This is a genomic window from Streptomyces sp. NPDC028368 (assembly GCF_055565615.1).
The window spans coordinates 36,694-57,987 of the sequence record NZ_JBVHTY010000016.1; the positions used below are offsets into that span (position 1 = coordinate 36,694).

Consider the following 21,294-nt stretch of genomic DNA (forward strand, 5'->3'; position numbering starts at 1 on the left):
AGGTGCGGTCAGGGTTGCGCAAAGACGCGCTCCAGGAGTCCGGCGAGCAGCGCCGCGCCGGTCCCTTCCGGGTCGCGGTCCGGGTCGTAGATGGTGACGTTGATGCCGACGCAGCGGGGCGAGGCGGCCAACGGGGCGAGGAGTGCGTGGAGTTCGTCGGTGAGCAGGCCGTCGGGGTCGGGGCTGTCGACGGCCGGCATGACGGACGGGTCGAGGACATCCGCGTCGAGGTGGATCCAGAAGCCGTCCAGCGGGGACTGCTGGAAGCGGGCGAGGGTCGCGCGGGCCACCGCGCCGGGGCCGCACCGCCGGATCTCGCCGACCGGCGTGTGACTGATGCCGAGGCCGGTCAGCTCCGCCTGGTCCTCGTCCGCGTCCCGGATCCCCAGCAGGCTCACATCCTCGTCACGGACGTACGGCCGCAGCCCCTCGAGGTCCGTGAGGTCCGGCTGCCCGCGCCCGGTGATCTGCGCGACGCCCTCCCCGGCCGCGGCACCGACCGGGCCGGACACCGCCGCATTGCCCGGGTGCCGGAAGTCGCCGTGCCCGTCGAGATAGGCCACGCCGTAGCGCCCCAGCCGCCGCAGCGCGAGCACCGCGCCGAGCAGAATGCTGCAGTCCCCGCCGAGCACCACCGGGAAGTCGCCGCTGCGGACGTGGTCCTCGACCCGCGTCGCCAGCTTGCGGGTGTAGGCGGCGATGGCGGCGGCGTTGAAGTCGCCGTCGCCCTCCCGCCACGTCCCCAGGTCGTAGCGCGGCACCACCACCACACCGCCCTCCAGCGCGCCGAGCCGCCGCAGCAGCCCCTGCTCGCGCAGCGCGCCGGCGAGCTTGTAGCAGCCGGGGACGGTGCCGGGCACGGGCGGGCGGAGTCCGAGGTTGGAGGGGGCATCGATGAGTACGGTACGGCGCATACCGCGATCGTCACACAGGCGTACGAGGAAAAGAGGAGACCTCGGAAGATCTGCCGAAACACCCTGTCGCGTCGGCTCACTGACCCCCGTACGAGCTGTCGCAGGAGCTCTTCGCTTCGGGGCCCGGCGGCTCGTTGAAACGCAGGCGGTTGCCGAAGGGGTCGGTCAGGGTGAGTGAGGTGCCGATCTCGTCGTGCTCCAGACCGGGGCGCAGATACGGGTAGTTCTTGGCCGCCAGCTCGGCGTGCAGTTCGCGTACCCCGGTCAGTTCCGTGTAGACCGTGGAGCCGGGTGTGGCGTCGCCGTGGTGCTCCGACAGATGCAGTACGAGAGCGCCGCGCGAGACCTGCGTGTACAGCGGCATACCGGGCTCGAAGCGGTGCTCCCAGTCGACGGTGCAGCCGAGGTGGTCGACGTAGAACTCGTGGGCCTTGGCGACATCGAAGATCCGGAAGACGGGCACGGCACGGCCGAGGACGGCTCTCTTGACGTCGCCACTGGTGATCGCCCAGCGCTCGTGGTCCCGCCAGGCGCCGTCGATGAAGAGGAAGTCCGGGGAGAACCCCTCCAGCCGGAATCCGGCGCGCCGCACCAGGGCGAGGGAGGCGGTGTTGGCCGGCTGGATGTTGACCTCCAGCCGGTGCAGCCCCAACTCCTCGAAGGCATGGCGCAGTACGAGCCGCAGGCCCTCGCTCATCAGTCCGCGACCGGCGGCGTGGGCAAAGGCGCCGTAGCCGATGGCGCCGCAGCGGAAGGCGCCGTGCACGATGTTGTTGATCGTCAAGAAGCCCGCGATCCGGCCGCTTTCGTGCTCACAGATCAAGAAGCCTTCGCGCACCGGCTCCTGCAGCCTCAGCAGATAGCTGTCGTAGTCGGCGTCGGTGCCCGGCGGGAACAGCCAGGGGTGATGCAGCTGGGTGCTCTCCCGCGCCAGCGCCGTGAATTCTTCCCGGTCGGCAGCGGTGAAGGGCCGGATGCCCACCCGAGGCCCGCGCGCGAGGTAGTGATCGTTGGACGTCATCGGGAGATCGTACGGAGCGGCGGCGGCGGCGGGCCAGCCCCTGCGGACCGGCGCATCCGGAACGTCCGCCGCCGCGCAGCGCCGCTCCCCGGCCGTTCCCTCGCTCCTCACCGCCACACCGGCGCATCCGCCCCGCAGCGCCCCGGCGGCGTCGCCCACGTGGCCGGACCGCCGTCGAAGGTGACGGGCGGCAGGGCGTAACGCAGCCGCCCCATCGGGCTGTCGATGTCGCGGAGGTACCGTTCGGCGTCGTAGCCGGAGTCGGCCGGTGCCCCCGGAGTGTCCTCTCCGGCCGGCCCCTGCACCAGCCACCGAGCGGTACGGGCGAGCGCCAGCGTCGCCACGTGGGAACCCCCCACCCGCGCCTGCTCCGTCAGCCCCCGCAGCACCGCCGCCGCCAGCAGATATCCGGTCCCGTGGTCCAGCGCCTGCGCGGGCAGCGCCCCCGGGGTGCCCTCCGCGTCTGCCTCGATGGCGGCGATCCCGGTGGCCACCTGCACCAGGCTGTCGAATCCCCGCCGGCCGCCCCAGGGGCCGTCGTCGCCCCAGGCGGAGAGGCGGGCGACGATCAGTCCCGGGCGGCGTTCCACCAGGGCCTGCGGGGCGAGCCCGAAGCGGTCCAGGGCGCCCGGACGATAGCCGGTCACCACCACGTCCGCGGCGGTCAGCAGCTCCTCGAAGGCCGCGCGGCCGGACCGCGAGCCCAGGTCGAGGGCGGCGGAGCGCTTGCCGAAGCCGGTGTCGCTGTGGGCGTCCTGAGTCTCCGGCAGATGCGGGGCATCGAGGCGCAGCACGTCCGCGCCCAGCAGCGCGAGGGTACGGGTGGCGACCGGCCCGGCGAGCACCCGCGTCAGGTCCAGTACCCGCAGCCCGGCGGCGGGCAGCGACCGATCACCGGCGAGCCGCGGCAGAGCGCGGGGCGGCCGGCCGCTGTCGAGGGTGTCGAGGGTCATCAGAGGGTGTGTGGCCACGGTGGCGCCCTGTTGGTGCGCGGCCCATTGCGCGGGGGTGCGGGCGGCGATCGCCAGCCCGCCCGCGGAGTAGACCGTCTCCTCGATCTCCTCGGCCCGGCGGCCGGCGAGCTCGGCCTCGGCCTCCGCCACTCCGGCGGCCTCCGGGAGGCCCAGCGCGTTCAGCAACCGGGCGCGGTGGTGCGGGTAGTTGGCGTGGGTGCGCACCCAGCCGTCGGCGGTGCGCCAGAAGCGGGAGAGCGGGGCGAACGCCGAGGGTGCCCGGCCGTCGATCCGCAGCCGGCGCTCGCTGACGAAGGCGGTGGCCACCGCGCCGTCGTCGACCCGCACGGCGGGCACCGGGCCGCCGTCGCGCTCGGCCGTCAGCTCCGCCGCGGCCAGCGCGCAGACGGCGACCGTGGTACGGGCCAGCGCCATGACCGGGAGCCGGGCCGGCAGACCGGGCGGCCCGCCGTACTCGATGCGCTCCGTGAGGCCCGGGTCGCCACCGAGAACCGCCCAGGCCAGGTCCGTACCGCTGTACTGTCGTCGCTCCATGACGACAGTGTGGCACTGGGTGCCACTCACCGTCCGGCGGCCGTCGCTATGCCCCCGTCCGTCCCCGTTCCCGCTCCCCCGCACTCGGTGCCGCCAGCGCCAGGCGGCGGTGCGTACGGCGCAGCATCAGACGGGCCATGAAGGGGTGCAGGGGCCGTACGAGGGCGAAGTAGAGCCGGCCGCAGAGGTGGTGGGTGCGGACCACCGTGCCGAGTGTGACCTGGCCGTTCGCGATGACGAGCGAGGCACGGAAGTCCAGATGGCGGGCGTCCTTGCCGAGCAGGATCTCGCCGTCCGACCGCTCCAGCACCGGGAAGGCCGATCCGCTCAGGACGTCTTGCCAGGCCGCCGGGTCCGTGGGCATGCCCGGCGGCAGCTCCATCTGCCAGGCGTCCTCGAAGTCCGTACGCGGGAAGGCACTGCGTGCCAGCCGTGCTTCGGCGGGGAGGGCGGCGGGTTTCGGCCGGGCCCACAGCAGGCGGTTGAGGAGCCGTACGCGGGGTGAGCGGCGGACGGGAGCGCGGAGGTGGCCCGTGGCGGCCCGTTCGATGTTGTCGAGGAGTTCTTCGACGACGGCGGCGTGGACGACACCTATGGCTATCGACCACAACAGGCGGCGCACGCCGCGGAGTTGCCCCTCCAGGACGTGTTCGACGCGACAGCTGTCGGGGCCCAGGGGCCGCACGGTGACCTCGTGGAAGCCGGCCGGGCCCGGGGTGAAATCGAAGCGGATACGGCGGCCGGGCTCATACGCGGCGACGCGGTAGCGGACGAAGCCGTGCCCGCCGTCGGCGCCGACGCCCAGCGGCCGGTCGAAGCGTGCCGGCGGCCAGACGGGCGTCGGGAAGACCGGATCCGTCTGGCTGCCGAGCCGGTCGATCAGGGCGCCGACGGCGTCGGCCGGGGCGGCGACGGTGCGGACATGAACATCGCGGACGTTGCGGGTGCGGACGTCGCGGGTGGCAGGGGCGGGGACGCTGTGAGCAGCACGTGTCGGGCACATGGAACGGCACCTCCATACGGTGGCGTATGTTTGACCGTACGGTAGCGTATGGTCATGGCGCAACAGCGAGCGAAGCACCCCCGCGGCGACGGCCCGCGGCAGCGACTGACCGCGCAGGACTGGGCGGATGCCGCCCTGACGGCCATCGGCAAGGGCGGCCTGGCGGCGGTCGCCGTCGAACCGCTGGCGACCCGGCTGGGCACCACAAAAGGCAGCTTCTACTGGCACTTCGCCAACCGCGACGCCCTGGTCGAGGCCGCGCTGGAGCGCTGGGAAGAGGTCGCCACAGAGGCCGTGATCGGCGAGATGACGGCGGAGCCCGACCCCGAACAGCGGCTGCGCGGACTGCTCCAGCGGGCCACCGCCGCGGCCGCCGAGGACCCTCTGGAGGTGTCGCTGCTGGCCACCGCCGCGGACCCCCGGGTGGCGGCCGCGCTGGCCCGGGTCACCGACCGGCGGATCGGCTATATCGCCACGCTCTTCACGGAGCTGGGGTTTGCGGAGGCCGAGGCGCGGCGTCGCGGCCTGCTCGCCTACACCGCCTATCTCGGACACACCCAGCTGGGTCATGCGGTCCCGCAGACGCTGCCCACCGGTGCCGCGCGCACCCGCTACCTGGACTCGGTGGTCGACACGCTGCTGCGCCAGGGGTGAGAGTGCCGGGAGTCCCAAGTTGGCCGAACTGCGCGTAGACATACACCGTACAGAGGCATGAAGTGGGAATCGGCGGACCGAACCCGGCTCGCTTCGGCGTCGGCCTCTCGGTCGACATTCCCTCCATCCCACCCCACGAGCACCTCACGCCCCTCGCACGGGAGGCAGTTCGATGACCGAGGCAACGGCCGAGGCAATCTCCTTTCCTCAGGACCGCACCTGTCCCTACCACCCACCGACCAGCTATCAGCCACTGCGCGAACAGGGCCCGCTCTCCCGCGTCGCCTTCTACGACGGCCGCCAGGTATGGGCGGTGACCGGCCACGCCGAGGCGCGGGCGCTGCTGACCGATCCCCGGCTCTCATCCGACCGGCAGAACCCGGCGTTCCCGGCCCCCGTCGCGCGCTTCGAGGCGATCCGGCGGGTCAAGACTCCCCTGATCGGCGTGGACGACCCGGAGCACAACGCCCAGCGCCGGATGCTGATCCCCAGCTTCAGCGTCAAGAAGACCGCCGCGCTGCGGCCGCAGATCCAGCGGATCGTCGATGATCTCCTGGACCGGATGCTGGCACAGGGCCCGCCGGCGGAGCTGGTCTCCGCGTTCGCGCTGCCGGTTCCCTCGATGGTGATCTGCTCGCTGCTCGGTGTCCCGTACGCCGACCACGAGTTCTTCGAGGAGGAGTCCCGGCGGATCCTGCGCAGCCGTACGGGCCAGGAGGCGGAGGAGGCCCGCGGCAAACTGGAGGAGTACTTCACCGGCCTGATCGCCCGTAAGGAGCGGGAGCCGGGCGACGGACTGCTGGACGAGCTGATCGCCGACCGGCTGCGGGCCGGGTCCCTCGCACATGAGGAACTGGTCCGGATGGCCATGATCCTGCTGGTCGCGGGCCATGAGACCACCGCCAACATGATCTCGCTGGGCACCTTCGCACTGCTGGAACACCCCGAACAGCTGGCGCAGTTGCGCAACCACGACGCCCTGTTGCCGGCCGCGGTCGAGGAGCTGCTGCGCTTTCTGTCCATCGCCGACGGCCTGCTGCGGGTGGCGACGGAGGACATCGAGATCGGCGGCGTGACAATTCGCGCCGATGACGGTGTGGTGTTCTCCACCTCCCTGATCAACCGCGACGGCACGGCCTACCCGGCGCCGGACGACCTCGACTGGGGCCGTTCCGCGCGGCACCACGTGGCGTTCGGCTTCGGCATTCACCAGTGCCTGGGGCAGAACCTCGCCCGTGCGGAGATGGAGATCGCGCTGCGTTCGCTCTTCGCCAGGATCCCGGACCTGCGACTCGCCGTGCCCGCCGCCGAGATTCCGTTCAAGCCGGGTGACACGCTGCAAGGCATGATCGAGCTGCCGGTGGCCTGGTAGGCAACGCCGGTGACTGCGGACAATCGAAAGGGGTCCGGCATGCGGATCGACATTGACCAGGACATCTGTATCGGCGCCGGCCAGTGCGCCCTAACGACGCCCGGGGTGTTCACCCAGGACGACGACGGCTTCGGCCAGGTGCGGCCCGGCCGTGAGGACGGCGCGGGCGACCCGCTCGTACGAGAGGCCGCCCGCGCCTGCCCGGTGCAGGCCATCACCGTCGAGGACGCCTGAGCGCCCTCCGACGGCTTACCTCAACGTCCCCTGGATGACGGGAAGTTCGAGGACACCCGTGTCCTCGGGCGCGCTGGTGACCATCACGGGCTTCACGCCGCGATTGCCCGCGTAGGCGCTATCGCTCGCGGCGATGACGAAGCGCAGACGATGCCCCGGCTGGTAGCGGTGCACGATGCCCGGAAGCTCGACGGTGAACTTCCGGGTCACATCGGGCACCCTGGCCGGGGCCACCAACCGGTGCACCAGCGTCTTCGTCCCGTCCGGCGCCACGTCATAGAGCTTCGCGAAGAGCACGAGCTTGTTGGCCGCGTCCGAGGAGTTCTGCACCCGCTCGGTCACCGGCGAGACAACTCTCAGCGTCACCTTGGGCGCACCCACCACATCCACCGGCCGGCCCGCCACCGGGGCCGACGTCCAGTCCAGATGGGTGCCCTTGATGTCGTACGGGGCGGGGTCCGGCAGGCCGAGCAGTCCGGCCAGCGAACTCTCCGAGTGGCTGGTGGGCACCCGTAGGTTGCGGTACTCCCGGCTGCCGCGCACCACCTTCTTGCGGCTGTCGACGAGCTTGCCGTCCCCTGAGAGATACAGCTTCTGGCCGCCGCTCTCGGGAACGGTGCGCGCGGTGGCGTAGGTGGGCCCCTCGGTCACCCAGTCCCGGTAGTACGCGAAGGCCGGGCCGGTGTCGGTGCCGCTGCGGTGGTGGAGATAGCGGTCGAACCAGGCGAGGATCCGCTGTCCGACGTAGCTGGTCTCCAAGTTCCCCTGCCCCAGGTTGAGTTCACCCTTGGCCGGGTTCTGCATGCCGCCGCTGTGGCCCCAGGCCTGCCAGATCATCTTGGTCGGGGTGCCCTGGGCGGCGAGGGTGCGGTAGGTGGCGGTGGCCTCGTTGAGGTTGAAGAGGGTGTCGGCCTGGCCCTGCACCAGCAGCGTTGGAGCCTTGACCGACTTCAGATAGGAGACCGGGGAGACGCTGCGCACATACGCGAGCATGGTGGCGGTCTTCCGGGCCGGGTACCTCCGGGAATCCAGCAGCCGCTTGGTCTCACAGGCCGGCGCGACGAAGTGCAGACAGCCCGCGCCGCCCAGCCGCGACGGATCCAGGCTCGGGTTGATCAGTCCCTGCGCCTCGCCGAGCAGGAAGAACCCGTTCGTCCACTCGTGCTTGTACGCGCCGGGCACCGGCCCGCCGGCCCCGCGCGTCCGGTCCGCGGTGTTGGGGTCGAGGGAGTAGGCCAGGTCGTTCCAGGTGATCAGCGGGACCAGGGCGTCGACGCGGTGGTCCACGGACGCGGTGGCCATCTGGATCGCCCCGCCGTACGAGCCCCCGATCATGCCGACCCGCGGGTCGCCCCTGCCGTCCTTGGTGACGTAGTCAACTCGGTTGCCGTCGTCGGCAGTTCGGGTTCCGGCCAGAAGGTCGACGAGCCGGCTCGCGGCCCGGCCGTCTGCCTTGGGGTCGTCGAGGGAGATCGGGCAGCCGGTCTTGCCGAAGCCGAGGCCGGAATAGGCCAGCGCGACATAGCCGCGGGCGGCGAAGGCCTTGGCGATGGCATCGGTCGACCCGTCCGCCTTGCTGCCGCCGAAGCCGTTGGTGGTCAGTACGGCGGGCGCCGGGTGCGCGGCGTCGACGCCGGCGGGGCGGTAGAGGTCCGCGTCCAGGGTGCAGTGACGGTCACCGGCGCGGACGGTCACCTTGAGTGCGGTGACGGCGTACGGGCCGGCGGCGGACGCGCGCGCAGGGGCGGTCAGAACGAGGGGCGCGGCGAGGACGGTGCCGGCCAGCAGGGCCAGGGAATTGCGGAGCACAGGGCGAGACACGACTGGGGACACGCTGGGCACGAATGACCTCCACAATGACGGCCGTACCGACCAGTCGGTAACGGCGCCTCATGTTGTGACACGAGTAACGGACGTGTCAACGCTCGTGACAGGAGTTATTGATAGGACGTCAGTTCAGCGCGGTCCGGGGCGAGTTCGCGACATGTTCACGGCACATCTCGCCTCGTCAGTCCGCGCCATTCCGCGTCGATTCCATGCGATCCGGCGGGAATTCAGGTCAGCGGCGATATCTCGAAGGCCAGGGTGCCGGCCGTCGCATCCAGCTCCGCGCGGACGCCGAGCGGCAGCGTCAGAGCGGAGTCGCCGTGCCCGAACCCGAACTCCTCGGCCACCGGCACCCCGAGCCCGCCCAGCCGGTCGGCCAGCACCTCCCGCACCCGCTCGTACGGACCGCAGCGCGCCCAGGACCCGAGGACGACCCCGGCTACGCCCGCCAGCCAGCCGGCGCGGAGCAGCTGGGTCAGCGCCCGGTCGATGCGGTAGGGCGGCTCCCCCACGTCCTCCAGCAGAAGCAGGCCGCCGGCCGCGCCGGGCCTGGCGTGCGGGGTGCCCAGCTCGGCGGCGAGCATCGCCAGACAGCCGCCCAGGGTGACCCCGCGGGCCCGCCCCGGCACCAGCGGCCGGGCCGACGCCGAGGCCACGGTACGGACCGTCTCCGGTGCGAAGAGCGTGCGCCGCAGCCCCTCGCGCGTGGCGTCGTCCTTGAGGAAGACCTCGCCCGCGACGGCCGGGCCGTGCAGCGTCACCACCCCGGCGCGCACCGCGAACGCCTCGTGCAGCACGGTCACATCGCTGAAGCCGATCAGCGGTTTGGGGGCGGCGGCCCGGATGGCGTCCCAGTCCAGCAGATCGACCATCCGCTGGGCGCCGTAGCCACCACGGGCCGCGAACACCGCCTTGACGGACGGATCGCACCAGGCCTCCTGGAGGTCGCGGGCGCGGTCCTCGTCGGAGGCGGCGAGATAGCGCAAGGCCGTAGGGCCGCCGCGGGCATGGGGCGCGGCAACCGGGTCGAGGCCCCAGCCACGGAGCACATCCAGCCCGCAGTCCAGCCGCTCCGGCACGAGGGGACCGCTGGGCGCGATGACCGCCACCCTGTCGCCGGGCCGCAGGCGTGGCGGCCGGACCGCCGTCGCCGCCGTCATGTGCGCAGCTCCAGGGCCGGGATGTCGTCACGGGCGATGCCGAAGGTCTGGACATAGAGGGAGAGTTCGGCCTCCACGGCGCGGACGATGGTCTCCGCGCGGCGGAAGCCGTGGCCCTCGCCGGCGAAGGCGAGATAGGCGTGCGGTATGCCGCGCCCGGCGACCTCGGCGAGGAACCGGTCGCACTGGACGGGCGGGCAGATCACATCGTCCAGGCCCTGGAGCAGCAGGAACGGCGCGGCGATCCGGTCCGCGCGGTGCAGCGGGGAGCGCTCGCGGTAGCGGTCGGGGACCTCGGCGTACGGGCCGACCAGCGACTCCAGATATCGCGATTCAAAGTCATGGGTCTCGCCGGTCGCCCAGCCGGCCAGGTCCAGAATCGGGTAGCTGATCGTGCCGCAGGCGTAGAGGTCGGTGGAGGTGAGCGAGGCGGCGGTGGTCCAGCCGCCGGCGCTGCCGCCGCGGATCGCCAGCCGGGCGGGGTCGGCGGTGCCCTCGTCGGCCAGTGCGCGGGCGGCGGCCGCGCAGTCCTCGACGTCCACCACGCCCCACTGGCCGCGCAGCCGCTCGCGGTACTCCCTGCCGTAGCCGGTCGAGCCGCCGTAGTTGACGACGGCGACGCCGATGCCGCGGGAGGTGAAGTAGGCGATCTCCAGGTCGAGCACCAGCGGGGCATGGCCGGTCGGGCCGCCGTGCGCCCACATCACGTACGGCGGCAACTCGCCCTCGGGAGCGATGTGTTCGGGATGGTGCGGCGGATAGACGTGGGCGTGGATGTCCCGGCCGTCGGGGCCGGTGAAGGTGCGGATCCGCGGCGTGGGGTAGTAGGCCCGGTCCAGTACGTCGACATGCTCGGCGGCGATCGCCCGGGAGCGGCCGGTGCAGGCGTCCAGCTCGACGATCTCGTACGCGCTGTGCGGCCCGGCGGCGATGCCGATGACGCGGCTGCCGTGTACGGCGAGGGTGGGGGCCCATTCCGTCCAGGGGCCGGCCGAGTCGACCAGCTCGCCGGAGACCGGGTCGAGGATGCCCAGGGCCGTGGTGCCGCGGCCGTGGATGACGGCGAGGGTGCCGTTCTCCAGGGGCAGGAACCAGCGCTGGCCGACGTTCCACAGCGGGCCGCCGAACTCCTCCTGCCGGGCCGGGCACAGGCCGCGGCGCGCCACCGCGCCACCGTCGGCCGCATCCGGGTCGATGCGCTGCAGCTCCCACCAGCCGCTCAGGTCGGAGACGAAGAGCAGCGAGCCGTCGGCGGCCCATTCGACCTGCGGGATGGATTCGCCCCTCTCGCCGTCGCCCGGCCCGGTGGGGCCGAGATCGCCGACGAGCGGCCTGATGTCGTCGAACTCCCCCTTGGCGGTGATCCCGGCGAGCATCACCAGCGTCCCGTCCCAGGGCATATGGGGGTGGTCCCAGGCGATCCAGGCGGCCCGCTGCCCGTCCGGTGAGATCCGCGGCCCGGTGACGAACCGATGCCGGTCGTCGCTCAACTCCCTTACCGCATCGCGGTATTCGGATGCCGAGCCGTCCAGGGGCACGGCGGCGATCACCCGGCGCACATCCGTCGGCCGGTCGCCGGTGAACTCCTCCAGGACGCACCACACCTCGCCGAGCTCCGGGCGCAGTACGGGGTCGGCCCAGCGCAGGCCGTCGCCGACCTCGGAGAGCGGGGTCAGCGGGCGCGGGGCGGCGCCGCTGTCCGGCTCGTAGGCGTACAGGCGCTGGTCGGCGAAGTCGCTGAAGACGACGAGGGGGCCGCGGTCGGTGACCGTACCGGCCCAGGGCTGGCCGCCGTACTCCAGCACCCGGCTGCGGATGTTCCAGGGCGCGGGCAGCAGCGATTCCACGGTGCCGTCCGGGCGTCTGCGGACCAGCGCCCGGCGGCCGCCCTCGGCGGGCCGCGGCTCCGTCCACCAGACCTCGTCACCCACCACACCGACGAACGCCGGGCGGCCGTCATGGGCGGCAACCGTCCCGGCGTCCACCGGGGACGGCCAGGCGCCATAGGGAGCCGTGGTCACCATGCTGATGTTCCTCCTTCGCCGGACACCACCCCGGTGCCTGCCCATACCAAGCCTGCCGCAGGCCTGCTCTGTTCCTGCTCGGTTGCTGCTCTGTTCCCGCTCGGTTGCTGCTCGGTTGCTGCTCTGTGCCTGCCCTATTCCTGTCCTATGCCTGTCTGAGGAAATCGTCGAGGACGCGGACGCCGAAGTGCAGCGCCTCGACCGGCACCCGCTCGTCCACGCCGTGGAACAGCGCCTGGTAGTCGAAGCCCTCGGGCAGCTTGAGCGGCGAGAAGCCGTAGCCGACGATGCCCAGCCGGGAGAACTGCTTGGCGTCCGTGCCGCCGGACATGCAGTACGGGACGACATGGCCCTGCGGGTCGAACCGCTCGAGCGAAGCCCGCATCGCGGCATACGTCGGGGAGTCGAGCGGCGCCTCGAGCGCGACCTGACCGTGGTGGTAGTCCCAGGTCACCTCGGGCCCGGTGAGGACGTCCAGGGTCGTACGGAACTCCGCCTCGCCACCGGGGACGACCCGGCCGTCCACATAGGCGACGGCGCTGCCCGGGATCACATTGACCTTGTACCCGGCATCCAGCATCGTCGGGTTGGCGCTGTTGCGGACCGTCGGCTCCACCAGCTTGGCGCACGGGCCGAGCTTGCTCAGCAGGGCGTCGACATCGAAGTCGGGTGCGGTGACATCGACGTCGATGTCGTGCAGCGCGGCCAGCTCGCGAAGCGCCGCCCGGACGGTCGGGGTGAGCCGGACCGGCCAGGTGTGCTCGCCGATCCGGGCCACGGCGGCGGCCAGCCGGCTGACGGCGTTGGCGTGATTGACCTTCGAGCCGTGGCCGGCCTGCCCGTGGGCGGTCAGCTTCAGCCAGGCCGTACCGCGCTCCCCGGCCGCGATCGGGTACAGCCGCATACCGCCGCCCGCGTGGAAGGTGAACGCCCCGGACTCGCTGATGCCTTCGGTGCAGCCCTCGAAGAGGCCGGCGTGGTGGTCGGCGAGAAATCCCGAGCCGTCGTCGGCGCTGGCCTCCTCGTCGGCGGTGAAGGCCAGCACGATGTCGCGGCGCGGCCGGACGCCCGCGCGGGCCCACTGCCGGGCGACGGCGAGGACCATCGCGTCCATGTTCTTCATGTCGATGGCGCCCCGGCCCCAGACCACACCGTCGCGGACCTCCCCGGAGAACGGGTGCACGCTCCAGTCGTCGGGCTCGGCGGGCACCACGTCCAGATGGCCGTGCACCAGCAGGGCACCGGCCCCTGGGTCCGCACCGGGGATCCGGGCGACGACGTTCGTACGGCCCCTGGTGCGCTCCAGCAGCGTCGGCTCGAGACCGGCGTCGGCCAGCCGCTCGGCGACATACTCGGCGGCCGGGCGCTCCTGGCACGCGCCGTCACCGGCGTTGCTCGTATCGATGCGGATCAGCTCGGAGGTGAACCGCACCACCTCGTCCAGGGCCTGCTGATCGACCGGATTCCCGGGCGTGGTGGGGCCGGCGGGTCTGGTGTGGTCGGTCTGACGGTCAGCCATATTGTTCCTCCACGGCGGACGAGACGACGGTGGTGACCGCCTTGAAGCACCGGATGGCTTCATACATGTTCTGACTGGTATACGCGACGCGGCGCTCTCCGCTGCGCTCCACGCCGGGCACGCACGTCGCCGCGCCCACCAGATGCTCGGCATCGAATTCCATCTCGAAGCGGTACGGCCCGCGCCGCACCGGCTCATGACGCACCGCGAGCGCCGCGCCCTCACACGCCGCGGCCCGGATATCGGCCGCCGTACGGGCCGGGGGCCGGCACACCGCCGCATAGCGCGACACATAGTCCTTGACCGCCACCCCGGGCGCCTGGGGCGCATACCCCAGCGCGTCCTGACAGGTCCGGTCGTCCCCGGTGACCAGCACCACCGGCACGCCGTACTCGGCGACCACAAGGGAATTGAGATATCCCTCGCTCGCCCGGGTGCCGTCGACCCAGACGCCGGTGAGGGAGTTCGCCAGATAGGTGTGCGCGAGGACTCCTTCGGTGCCCGCGCCGGTGTGGTAGCCGACGAAGGCGATCCCGTCGACATCGCCGTGCTGGACGCCCTCGACCATGCTCAGCGATTTATGCCGTCCGGTGAGCATCTGCGCCCGCTCGTCGAGCTGCTCCAGCAGCAGATTCCGCATCGTCCAGTGCGCTTCGTTGACGAGCACCTCATCGGCCCCGCCATCGAGGAATCCGGCGATCGCCGCATTCACGTCGGAGGTGAACATGTTCCTACAGCGCTCCCACTGCGGCGTACCCGGCAGCACATCGGCGGGCCAGGTCACGCCGGTGGCGCCTTCCATGTCCGCGCTGATCAGGATCTTCATGCCTCGTCACGTTACGCGGCCCCGAACACCCGGGCCAGGCCTGTGGATAACTCCGGAGGTCCAGACCAGTGAAGGTGCACCCGGGTGGCGCAGAGCCGCCCCCTACGCCACCGCACTCGCCGAATCCGCAAGCTTCCGGCGCGCCGCCCGCACGGCCGGCAGGAGCGAGACCGCACCCGCGACCGTCACCGCGAGGGCGTCGGCCGGCAGCAGGATGCGCAGGGCCGGGCGCTGGGCGATGCCCGTTCCCCAGCCGCTGGTGTGGCCCTGGAGGTTGATGAGCCACTCGGCGGCGGCGACGCCGAGTACGGTGCCGAGGAGAACGGCGGCCAGCGCGGTGAAGACGGTGGCGGCGACGATCACCGCGGCGATCTGGCGGGGGGTCAGGCCGACGGCCCTGAGGGCGAGCAGATCGCGGCCGCGCTCGCGTACTCCGGCGGCGACCGTGGTCGAGAGTTCCGCCAGGCCGATCAGTACGAGCACCGCGATCAGGCCGATGATGACGGCCCGGACCGCGGAGAGCTGGTCGGCGGGGTTGGGGATCTCGCGTACTTCCAGGCGGCCGGCGGACGCGTGGGTCAGCGCGTCGCGGACCGCTGCCGGATCGGTGCCGTGGCGCAGGACCAGGTTGTAGAAGTCGGGGTGCAGCGCCGAGGCGCCGTCGCGGAGGGTGTCCAGGGCGGTGGAGATCACCCGGCCGCCGTCGGCCGGTTCGATGCTGCGGCCGACGATGTGCAGGACGTGCGGCTGTCCCGCGACGGTCATCCGTACCCAGTCGCCGACGTGGGCGTCGAGGAGATCGAGGAGGCCCTGTCCGGCGATCGCCTCGTCGGGGCCGTGGGCGGCGCGGCCCTGCGCGATGGTGAACGGGTAGGGGTGGGCGTCGGTGCCCAGGCCGCGCAGCGTGATCGTGCCGGTCTGGCCCGGTACGAGGGCCTGGACCTCGGCGCCCGGGTAGGCGGTCACCTGGGGCCGGTCGGTCAGAAGTTGGCGCAGCTCCCGTTCGCCGAGGCTGTCGGAGCGTGCGGTGAGGGCGGCGGGCAGCCCGACGCTCTCGGGGTGGGCGGTGAAGCGGTCCAGGGTGGACCAGGCGCCGAGGGCGATGGTGATCAGGAGGAGCGGGACCGCCAGCCGGGCCACGGCCGCGCAGGAGCGCTGCGGGCGGTGGAAGGCGCTGTGCCAGCCGAGCACCAGGGCCGGCGGGATACGCAGGCCGAGCGCGCGGCGGGTCGTGCCGAATGTCCGGCGGCCCGGCGACGCCGCGGCGCGGGCGACGGGCACCGGCGGCACCCGCCCGGCCCGCCACGCCGCCAGGCACGTCGCCGACCCGATGAAGACCACCACACCGGCGGGGACGGCGAACGGAAGCCAGGTGTGCTCGGGGAGCTCCCCCCACAGGGCCAGCGCCTCCCCGATCCGGCCGGGGGCGAGCGGGCCGAGCGCCTGGGTCAGCAGCGCGCCGAGGGTGACGCCGAGCAGCGCGAAGCCCAGGTGCAGGGCGAGGAACATGCGGACCACTTGGCTGGGGGTGAAGCCGATGGCCTTGAGGATGGAGATGTCCCGTAGGTGCCCGTGGACCCGCGTGCTGATGGCGCCGCCCACCGCAAGGGCCGCGGCGACCAGCGCGCCCAGCCCGAACAGGACGAGCAGCCGGCCCAGGAGCTGATTGTCGCCCGCGGCGTCGGCCTCGGCCTGCCGCCAGGTGGAGACGTCGGTGATCTGGTCGGCACCGAGCCGGGTGACGGCCCGCTGGACGACGTAGTCGGTGTCTCCCGGGTCGGCGAGGCGCAGCCCGATGGTCCGGCCGCGCTGGTCGGGGCCCGCGTGCGAGGCGGCGAGCGTCCTGGGCAGCACCCAGGCCACGCCCGGGGTCTCGCCGGAACGGAACGCGACCTCGGCGGTGTCCGCGACGCCCACCACCCGCAGGGGCTTGGCGAAGCCGCTCAGTGCGAGGAAGTCGCCCGGCTTGGCCCACATCGCGCGGGCCACCGAGCTGTCCAGGACGATGCCCCGGTCTGCGCCCGTACCGGTCCCCGTATCGGCACCCGGGTCGAGCCACCGGCCCGCGGCGATCTGGGGGACGGCGGTGGTGGGCAGCGCCGGTGCGCCGCGCAACTCCAACGTGGCCTTCGAACCGCCGAGTCGGAGGCTTGCGGTGGTGCGGACGGTGCGGAACGGGCCGGAGGCGGACCGTACCTCGTCCAGGCGGGCCAGCGAGGCGGCGGGGGCACCGGCCTGGGTGTGGATCCAGACGTGGGCGCCGGCGGACTGGGTGAAGACCCGCTGCCAGGGGTCGGCGGCGTACGCGAAGAGGGCGGTGGCGAGCAGCAGCGAGATGGTGATCCCGGCGGTAGCCAGCACGATGAGCACGGCCGCGGCGCGGTGTGCTCGCAGGTGGGCCTGGGTCCAGCGGGCCGCCGCTCGCACGCCTCAGCCCTGCAGCTTGAGTACGTCGGTCACATCGGCCCCGCCGCGGCCGCCGCCCAGCTGTACGTCATCGGCCACCTGACCGTCGAAGAAGCTGATCACCCGGTCCGCGGCGCTCGCCATCCTGGCGTCGTGGGTGACCAGCAGGATGGTCTGGCCGCGCCGGTGGAAGCGGGCCAGCAGCCGCAGCACCTCTCGGGTGCCCTTGCTGTCGAGGCTTCCGGCGGGTTCGTCGGCGAGCAGCAGGCTGGGGGCGTTGACCAGGGCGCGGGCCAGCGCGACGCGCTGCTGCTCGCCGCCGGACAGTTCGCCCGGCGTGCAGTTCGCCTTGCCCGTCAGGCCCAGCTCTTCGAGCAGTTCGGTGCGGTCGGCGCGGGCCTTCTTCGGGGAGCGGCCGGCCAGCAGCGCGGGGAGTTCGACGTTGTCGGCGACGGTGAGGTTGGAGACGAGGTTGAAGAACTGGAAGACGATGCCGATGTGGTTACGGCGCAGCACGGCCCAGCGCGCCTCGCTCAGGGAGTCGACCCGGCGGCCGTCGAGCCAGATGGAGCCGCTGTCCGGCCGGTCGAGGCCGCCGAGAAGATGGAGGAGGGTGGATTTGCCGGCCCCGGAGGGCCCGGTGACGGCGACGAATTCGCCGCGTTCGATGGACAGGTCGACGCCCCGTACCGCGTGGACCGGGGCGGCGCCCTCCGGCCGGTGGGTCTTGACCAGGCCGGATGCCCGCACGATCGGCCCGGATATCGGGCCGGACGGCTCGTCCCGGTTCATTCCAACTCCTCTTGGCAGCGCTCCAGCCAGTCGAGATCCGCCTGCAGATGCAGCATGGCGCCCTCGATCAGCAGCTGTGCGATCCGGTTGTCCCGGTCCTCGGCCGCGGCGAGCTTCGAGAGGTCGCGCATGGTGTTGAGGTAGTGGCGGCGCTGCTTGTTGATGAGGTCTATCTGCTGGGCGGTCCCGGTGTGCGGGGCCAGGGCGAGTTTCATGAAGAACTCGTCCCGCACCCGCGGTTCGGCGGTGGATTCCTCGAACCACGCGTCCACCGTCTCGCGGCCCGCCGCGGTGATCCGGTAGATGCGTTTGTTCGGGCGATCCGTCTGCTCGACGTCCTCCCCTTCGATCAGGCCCGCTTTCTCGAGCCTGCTCAGGGTGACGTAGATCTGGCCGACGTTCGGCTGAGGGTATGCCGCGCCCAGGAGGTTCTCAAGAGCCTGCTTGAGTTCATAGCCGTGTGCGGGTCCGCTGACCAACAGCGCCAGGAGTGGCAGCCGCACGCTTTCCCTCCCCCTCTCCGCCCGTGGTGGTCGTTCCGTCGCTGTGGGCCGGCCGCACTCGTCCGGCTGTGTGCCGGTTCGCCGTCGTATATTCCTGCACAGCCGTGGATTCCTGCAGCTCTTCCTGCATTCCTGCAGCCTTCCTGCGGGACCTAGTATCCCCGCATGGCTAACAGGTATACAGGGGGCCTACCGCCGGGCCACTGACCCGTCGGCACCGGCGCGAGGAGGAGCCCATGCGGTGGAAGCGTGCCGCGGGCCGGGCTCTGCTCGTCTGCTCGCTGCTGTTCGCGGGCATGACCGGGGCCCAGGCCGGCGAGCCGCGCGGTGATGCGGACGGCCGCGGCCCGATCACCCTGGTGACCGGCGGCGACCTCACCGGCTATCTGCGCGGGGTCCTCGACGGCTGGAACGCCCGGCATCCCCGGGAGAAGGTCACGCTGGTCGAGCTGCCGGACGCCGCCGACGAGGTCCGGGCCCAGATGGTCACGGAGCTGCGCTCCGACAGCGACCGCTTCGACGTGCTGAACATCGACGTGGCCTGGACGTCGGAGTTCGCGGCCGCGGGATGGATCACGCCGGTGGACGGGCGGCGGTTCCCGCTGCGTCACTTCCTGCCCCCGGTGGTGGACACAGCCACCTTCCGGGGACGGCTGTACGCCGTCCCTTATGTCACAAATGCCGGACTCCTCTACTACCGCAAGGACGTGCTCGACCGGGAAGGGGTGCGGCCACCGCGCACCTGGGCCGAGTTGGCGCGGCTGGCGAAGACGGTCGCGCCCAAGTACGGGCTGGACGGTTACGCGGGGCAGTTCCTGCCGTACGAGGGGCTGACCGCCAATGTCGTCGAGGCCGTGCAGTCGGCCGGCGGCACGGTGCTCGCGGGCGAGGGTGCGCGGGTCACGGTGGACTCCGCGGCGGCACGGCGGGGGCTGGCCTTCCTGCTTGACGGGGTGCGCGAGGGATGGATCCCTCGGCGGGCACTGGCGTTCAAGGAGGAGGAGTCGCGGCGAGCCTTCCAGGACGGCAAGCTGCTGTTCCTGCGGAACTGGCCGTATGCCGGCGCACTCGCCGCCCCGGGCTCGTCGAAGACAGCGGGAAAGGTCGGCACGGTGCCGCTGCCGGGCCCCGACGGCCAGGGCTCCAGCGTGCTGGGCGGCTCCAACCTGGCGGTCAACGCGCACTCGCGGCACCGGAAGACGGCCGCGGAACTGATCTCGTATCTGACGTCCGAGCCGGTGCAGCGCCGGGTGCTCACCGAGGGGGCGCTGCCGCCGGTATGGGCGAGTCTGTACGAGGAGCCGGAGCTGGTACGGCGCTTCCCGTACCTGCCGACGCTCAAGCGCAGCCTGCTGACGGCCCGGCCGCGCCTGAAGAGCCCCCGGTACGACCAGGTGAGCCTGGCGGTACAGGCCGTGTTGCATGACGCGCTCACGCACGGGCGGAGCGCCGACGCGACGGTCGCGCGGTTGAGCCGGGAACTGCGGGCCATCGTCGGTCGTAGTTGATCAACTTCTCTCTTCTAGTTACTTGTTAAGTAGCTCGACCTTGTCACATATCCGGCCATACCCGGGCATCTCTCTGTCATTTTCGACAGTTTCGTTGACACCCAAATGACACACCTACTTAACATGCATGCACACCAACGAACTGACCGGCGAACTGCAGGCCGCTTCGGCATGCTCAGGCAAGAACGGGATCACGGCAGATGCTCATCACCTCGGCAGGGAACGGCCCCTCGGTCGGACTCGCACCTTCTCCCTTGCTGGCACCTGACACCGCACCGGACGCGTCGCAGCGCTGGTGGCGGGACGCGGTCATCTACCAGGTGTATGTGCGCAGCTTCCGCGATACCACCGGCGACGGCGTCGGTGATCTGGCGGGCGTCCGCACCGGGCTGCCGTACCTCAAGAAGCTCGGGGTGGACGGCGTGTGGCTCAGCCCGTTCTTCCCCTCCCCGCAGCACGACCACGGCTACGACGTCGCCGACTACCGCGACGTGGACCCCGCCTACGGGGATCTCGCGGAATTCGACCTCCTGGTGGCCGAAGCCCACCGGCTGGGCCTCAAGGTGCTGCTGGACATCGTGCCCAACCACTGCTCCAGCGAGCACCCGTGGTTCCGCGCCGCCCTGGAGGAAGGGCCCGACAGCCCGGCCCGGTCGCTCTTCCACTTCGCGCAGGGGCGCGGGCCGGACGGTGAGCTGCCGCCCAACAACTGGCGCGCGATGTTCGGCGGGCCCGCCTGGTCCCGCGTCACGGAGGCGGGCTCTGCATCCGAGGACTCGGAAGAGAGCGGAGGCGGAGCGAAGCGCAGCGGGACGCCGGGCCAGTGGTACCTCCACATGTTCACGCCCGAGCAGCCCGATCTGAACTGGCGCAATCCCGAGGTCGGCGCGGACTTCGAGAAGGTGCTGCGCTTCTGGCTGGACCGTGGGGTCGACGGGTTCCGTATCGATGTGGCCGCGGGGCTGTTCAAGCACCCCGAACTCCCCGACTCCCCCGACCCGTCGGCCGACGAGCGGACCCGCGACTCGGTCAACCCGCTGGCCTGGAACCAGCCCGAGGTCCACGAGGTGTGGCGCGAGTGGCGGGCGCTGTGCGAGGAGTACACGGCCCGGGACGGCCACGACCGGCTGCTGGTCGGCGAGGTCTCGGTCCGCACGCCCAGCGAACAGGCCGCTTATGTCCGGCCCGACGAGCTGCACCAGGCGTTCTTCTTCCATCTGCTGACCGCGCCCTGGGACATCGACGTCTTCCGCAAGGTCATCTCCGAGGCGCTGACCGACATCGCCGCCACCGGCTCCACCGTCACCTGGGTGCTCAACAACCACGACCAGGTCAGGACCGTCACCCGGTATGCGACCGGGCCCGACGGCCGGGCGAGCGAGGTGGGCCCGGCGCGGGCCCGCGCCGCCGCGCTGCTGATGCTGGCGCTCCCCGGGGCCGCCTATGTGTACCAGGGCGAGGAGTTGGGCCTGCCCGAGGTCGTCGATCTGCCGGACGAGGTCCTCACCGACCCGATCTTCCACCGCACGGGCAGCCGCCAGCACGTCCGCGACGGGTGCCGGGTGCCCCTGCCCTGGTCCGGTGCGGCCGCCCCGTTCGGCTTCAGTACGGAGACGGCCGGCGCGGCGGACGGGTGCGGCGAGACCTGGCTGCCGCAGCCCGCGTGGTTCGCCGGGCACACCGCGGACCGGGCGGTGGCCGACACCGGGTCGTTCTGGCACCTGTACCGCGAGGGGCTGCAGCTGCGCCGTACGCTCCCCCAGCTCGGCGAGGGCACGCTGCGCTGGCTGGAGTCCTCGCCGCAGGTGCTGGCCTTTGTCCGCGGGGACGGACTGGTGTGTGCCGTCAACTTCGGCACCGAGCCGGTGCCCGCCCCCGTACCCGGCACCCCGCTCCTGGCAAGCGGCGACTGCCCCGCGGGCACCCTCCCCGGCTCCACCGCGGCCTGGTGGATGCACACGCCCGATGCCCGATAGCCCACCACTCCCACCACTCCGACCGCACCGACCGCACCGACCGCACC

17 protein-coding genes and 1 pseudogene are annotated in these 21,294 nt (G+C 71.9%); 5 read left to right on the forward strand and 13 right to left on the reverse strand.

Features of this window, described 5'->3' with window-relative positions; all coding sequences use genetic code 11:
• Positions 1-8 precede the first annotated feature (8 nt).
• The 5 genes and pseudogenes from ACZ4S3_RS30885 to ACZ4S3_RS30905 all read right to left on the reverse strand — a co-directional run bounded on the left by ACZ4S3_RS30885 (position 9) and on the right by ACZ4S3_RS30905 (position 4,446).
• Positions 9-914, reverse strand: coding sequence for an arginase family protein (locus ACZ4S3_RS30885; protein WP_467940009.1), 906 nt, complete (start codon positions 912-914; stop codon positions 9-11).
• 76 nt (positions 915-990) lie between these two features.
• Complete coding sequence (locus ACZ4S3_RS30890) at positions 991-1,419, reverse strand: glyoxalase superfamily protein (RefSeq protein ID WP_467940428.1); 429 nt, start codon at positions 1,417-1,419, stop codon at positions 991-993.
• Positions 1,411-1,935: pseudogene (locus ACZ4S3_RS30895) on the reverse strand (GNAT family N-acetyltransferase); the annotation flags it as partial. The pseudogene ACZ4S3_RS30895 and the gene ACZ4S3_RS30890, both read right to left, overlap by 9 nt.
• A 107-nt stretch (positions 1,936-2,042) precedes the next feature.
• Positions 2,043-3,443: a CoA transferase gene (locus tag ACZ4S3_RS30900; RefSeq protein WP_467940011.1), complete on the reverse strand. Its 1,401-nt coding sequence runs from the start codon at positions 3,441-3,443 to the stop codon at positions 2,043-2,045.
• Positions 3,444-3,489: 46 nt separating this feature from the next.
• Positions 3,490-4,446, reverse strand: a complete 957-nt coding sequence (locus tag ACZ4S3_RS30905) for a DUF2867 domain-containing protein (RefSeq protein ID WP_467940013.1) — start codon at positions 4,444-4,446, stop codon at positions 3,490-3,492.
• A 48-nt stretch (positions 4,447-4,494) separates the two neighbouring features.
• Between ACZ4S3_RS30905 and ACZ4S3_RS30910 the strand changes: the two genes are divergently transcribed.
• The 3 genes from ACZ4S3_RS30910 (at position 4,495) to ACZ4S3_RS30920 (ending at position 6,706) form a co-directional block, all read left to right on the forward strand.
• Positions 4,495-5,100, forward strand: coding sequence for a TetR/AcrR family transcriptional regulator (locus tag ACZ4S3_RS30910; RefSeq protein WP_467940015.1), 606 nt, complete (start codon positions 4,495-4,497; stop codon positions 5,098-5,100).
• A gap of 172 nt (positions 5,101-5,272) precedes the next feature.
• Complete coding sequence (locus ACZ4S3_RS30915) at positions 5,273-6,472, forward strand: cytochrome P450 (protein ID WP_467940017.1); 1,200 nt, start codon at positions 5,273-5,275, stop codon at positions 6,470-6,472.
• A gap of 39 nt (positions 6,473-6,511) precedes the next feature.
• Complete coding sequence (locus tag ACZ4S3_RS30920) at positions 6,512-6,706, forward strand: ferredoxin (RefSeq protein WP_467940019.1); 195 nt, start codon at positions 6,512-6,514, stop codon at positions 6,704-6,706.
• Positions 6,707-6,721: 15 nt separating this feature from the next.
• On the opposite strand, the gene ACZ4S3_RS30925 is transcribed toward ACZ4S3_RS30920, so the two are convergent.
• The 8 genes from ACZ4S3_RS30925 to ACZ4S3_RS30960 all read right to left on the reverse strand — a co-directional run bounded on the left by ACZ4S3_RS30925 (position 6,722) and on the right by ACZ4S3_RS30960 (position 17,763).
• Positions 6,722-8,527 carry a CocE/NonD family hydrolase gene (locus tag ACZ4S3_RS30925; RefSeq protein WP_467940021.1) on the reverse strand — a complete coding sequence of 602 codons (1,806 nt, stop codon included), beginning with the start codon at positions 8,525-8,527 and terminating at the stop codon, positions 6,722-6,724.
• Between the two features lie 233 nt (positions 8,528-8,760).
• On the reverse strand, positions 8,761-9,693 hold the full coding sequence (locus ACZ4S3_RS30930) for a S66 peptidase family protein (protein WP_467940023.1): 933 nt from the start codon (positions 9,691-9,693) through the stop codon (positions 8,761-8,763).
• Positions 9,690-11,717, reverse strand: coding sequence for a S9 family peptidase (locus ACZ4S3_RS30935; protein WP_467940027.1), 2,028 nt, complete (start codon positions 11,715-11,717; stop codon positions 9,690-9,692). Before ACZ4S3_RS30935 ends, ACZ4S3_RS30930 begins: the two co-directional genes overlap by 4 nt.
• A gap of 145 nt (positions 11,718-11,862) precedes the next feature.
• Entirely contained in the window at positions 11,863-13,236 is a 1,374-nt protein-coding gene (locus ACZ4S3_RS30940; protein ID WP_467940029.1) for a M20/M25/M40 family metallo-hydrolase, read from the reverse strand.
• Positions 13,229-14,062 carry a M55 family metallopeptidase gene (locus ACZ4S3_RS30945; RefSeq protein ID WP_467940031.1) on the reverse strand — a complete coding sequence of 278 codons (834 nt, stop codon included), beginning with the start codon at positions 14,060-14,062 and terminating at the stop codon, positions 13,229-13,231. Before ACZ4S3_RS30945 ends, ACZ4S3_RS30940 begins: the two co-directional genes overlap by 8 nt.
• Positions 14,063-14,164: 102 nt before the next feature.
• Positions 14,165-16,489, reverse strand: a complete 2,325-nt coding sequence (locus tag ACZ4S3_RS30950) for an ABC transporter permease (protein ID WP_467940033.1) — start codon at positions 16,487-16,489, stop codon at positions 14,165-14,167.
• Positions 16,490-16,492: 3 nt separating this feature from the next.
• Positions 16,493-17,260 carry an ABC transporter ATP-binding protein gene (locus tag ACZ4S3_RS30955; protein WP_467940035.1) on the reverse strand — a complete coding sequence of 256 codons (768 nt, stop codon included), beginning with the start codon at positions 17,258-17,260 and terminating at the stop codon, positions 16,493-16,495.
• Complete coding sequence (locus ACZ4S3_RS30960) at positions 17,257-17,763, reverse strand: PadR family transcriptional regulator (protein WP_467940037.1); 507 nt, start codon at positions 17,761-17,763, stop codon at positions 17,257-17,259. The genes ACZ4S3_RS30955 and ACZ4S3_RS30960 overlap by 4 nt, the downstream gene beginning before the upstream one ends.
• 236 nt (positions 17,764-17,999) lie before the next feature.
• Between ACZ4S3_RS30960 and ACZ4S3_RS30965 the strand changes: the two genes are divergently transcribed.
• Both ACZ4S3_RS30965 and ACZ4S3_RS30970 read left to right on the forward strand, forming a co-directional pair.
• Positions 18,000-19,271: an ABC transporter substrate-binding protein gene (locus ACZ4S3_RS30965; RefSeq protein ID WP_467940040.1), complete on the forward strand. Its 1,272-nt coding sequence runs from the start codon at positions 18,000-18,002 to the stop codon at positions 19,269-19,271.
• Between the two features lie 200 nt (positions 19,272-19,471).
• Positions 19,472-21,247: a glycoside hydrolase family 13 protein gene (locus tag ACZ4S3_RS30970; RefSeq protein ID WP_467940042.1), complete on the forward strand. Its 1,776-nt coding sequence runs from the start codon at positions 19,472-19,474 to the stop codon at positions 21,245-21,247.
• The last annotated feature ends 47 nt before the right edge of the window (positions 21,248-21,294 follow it).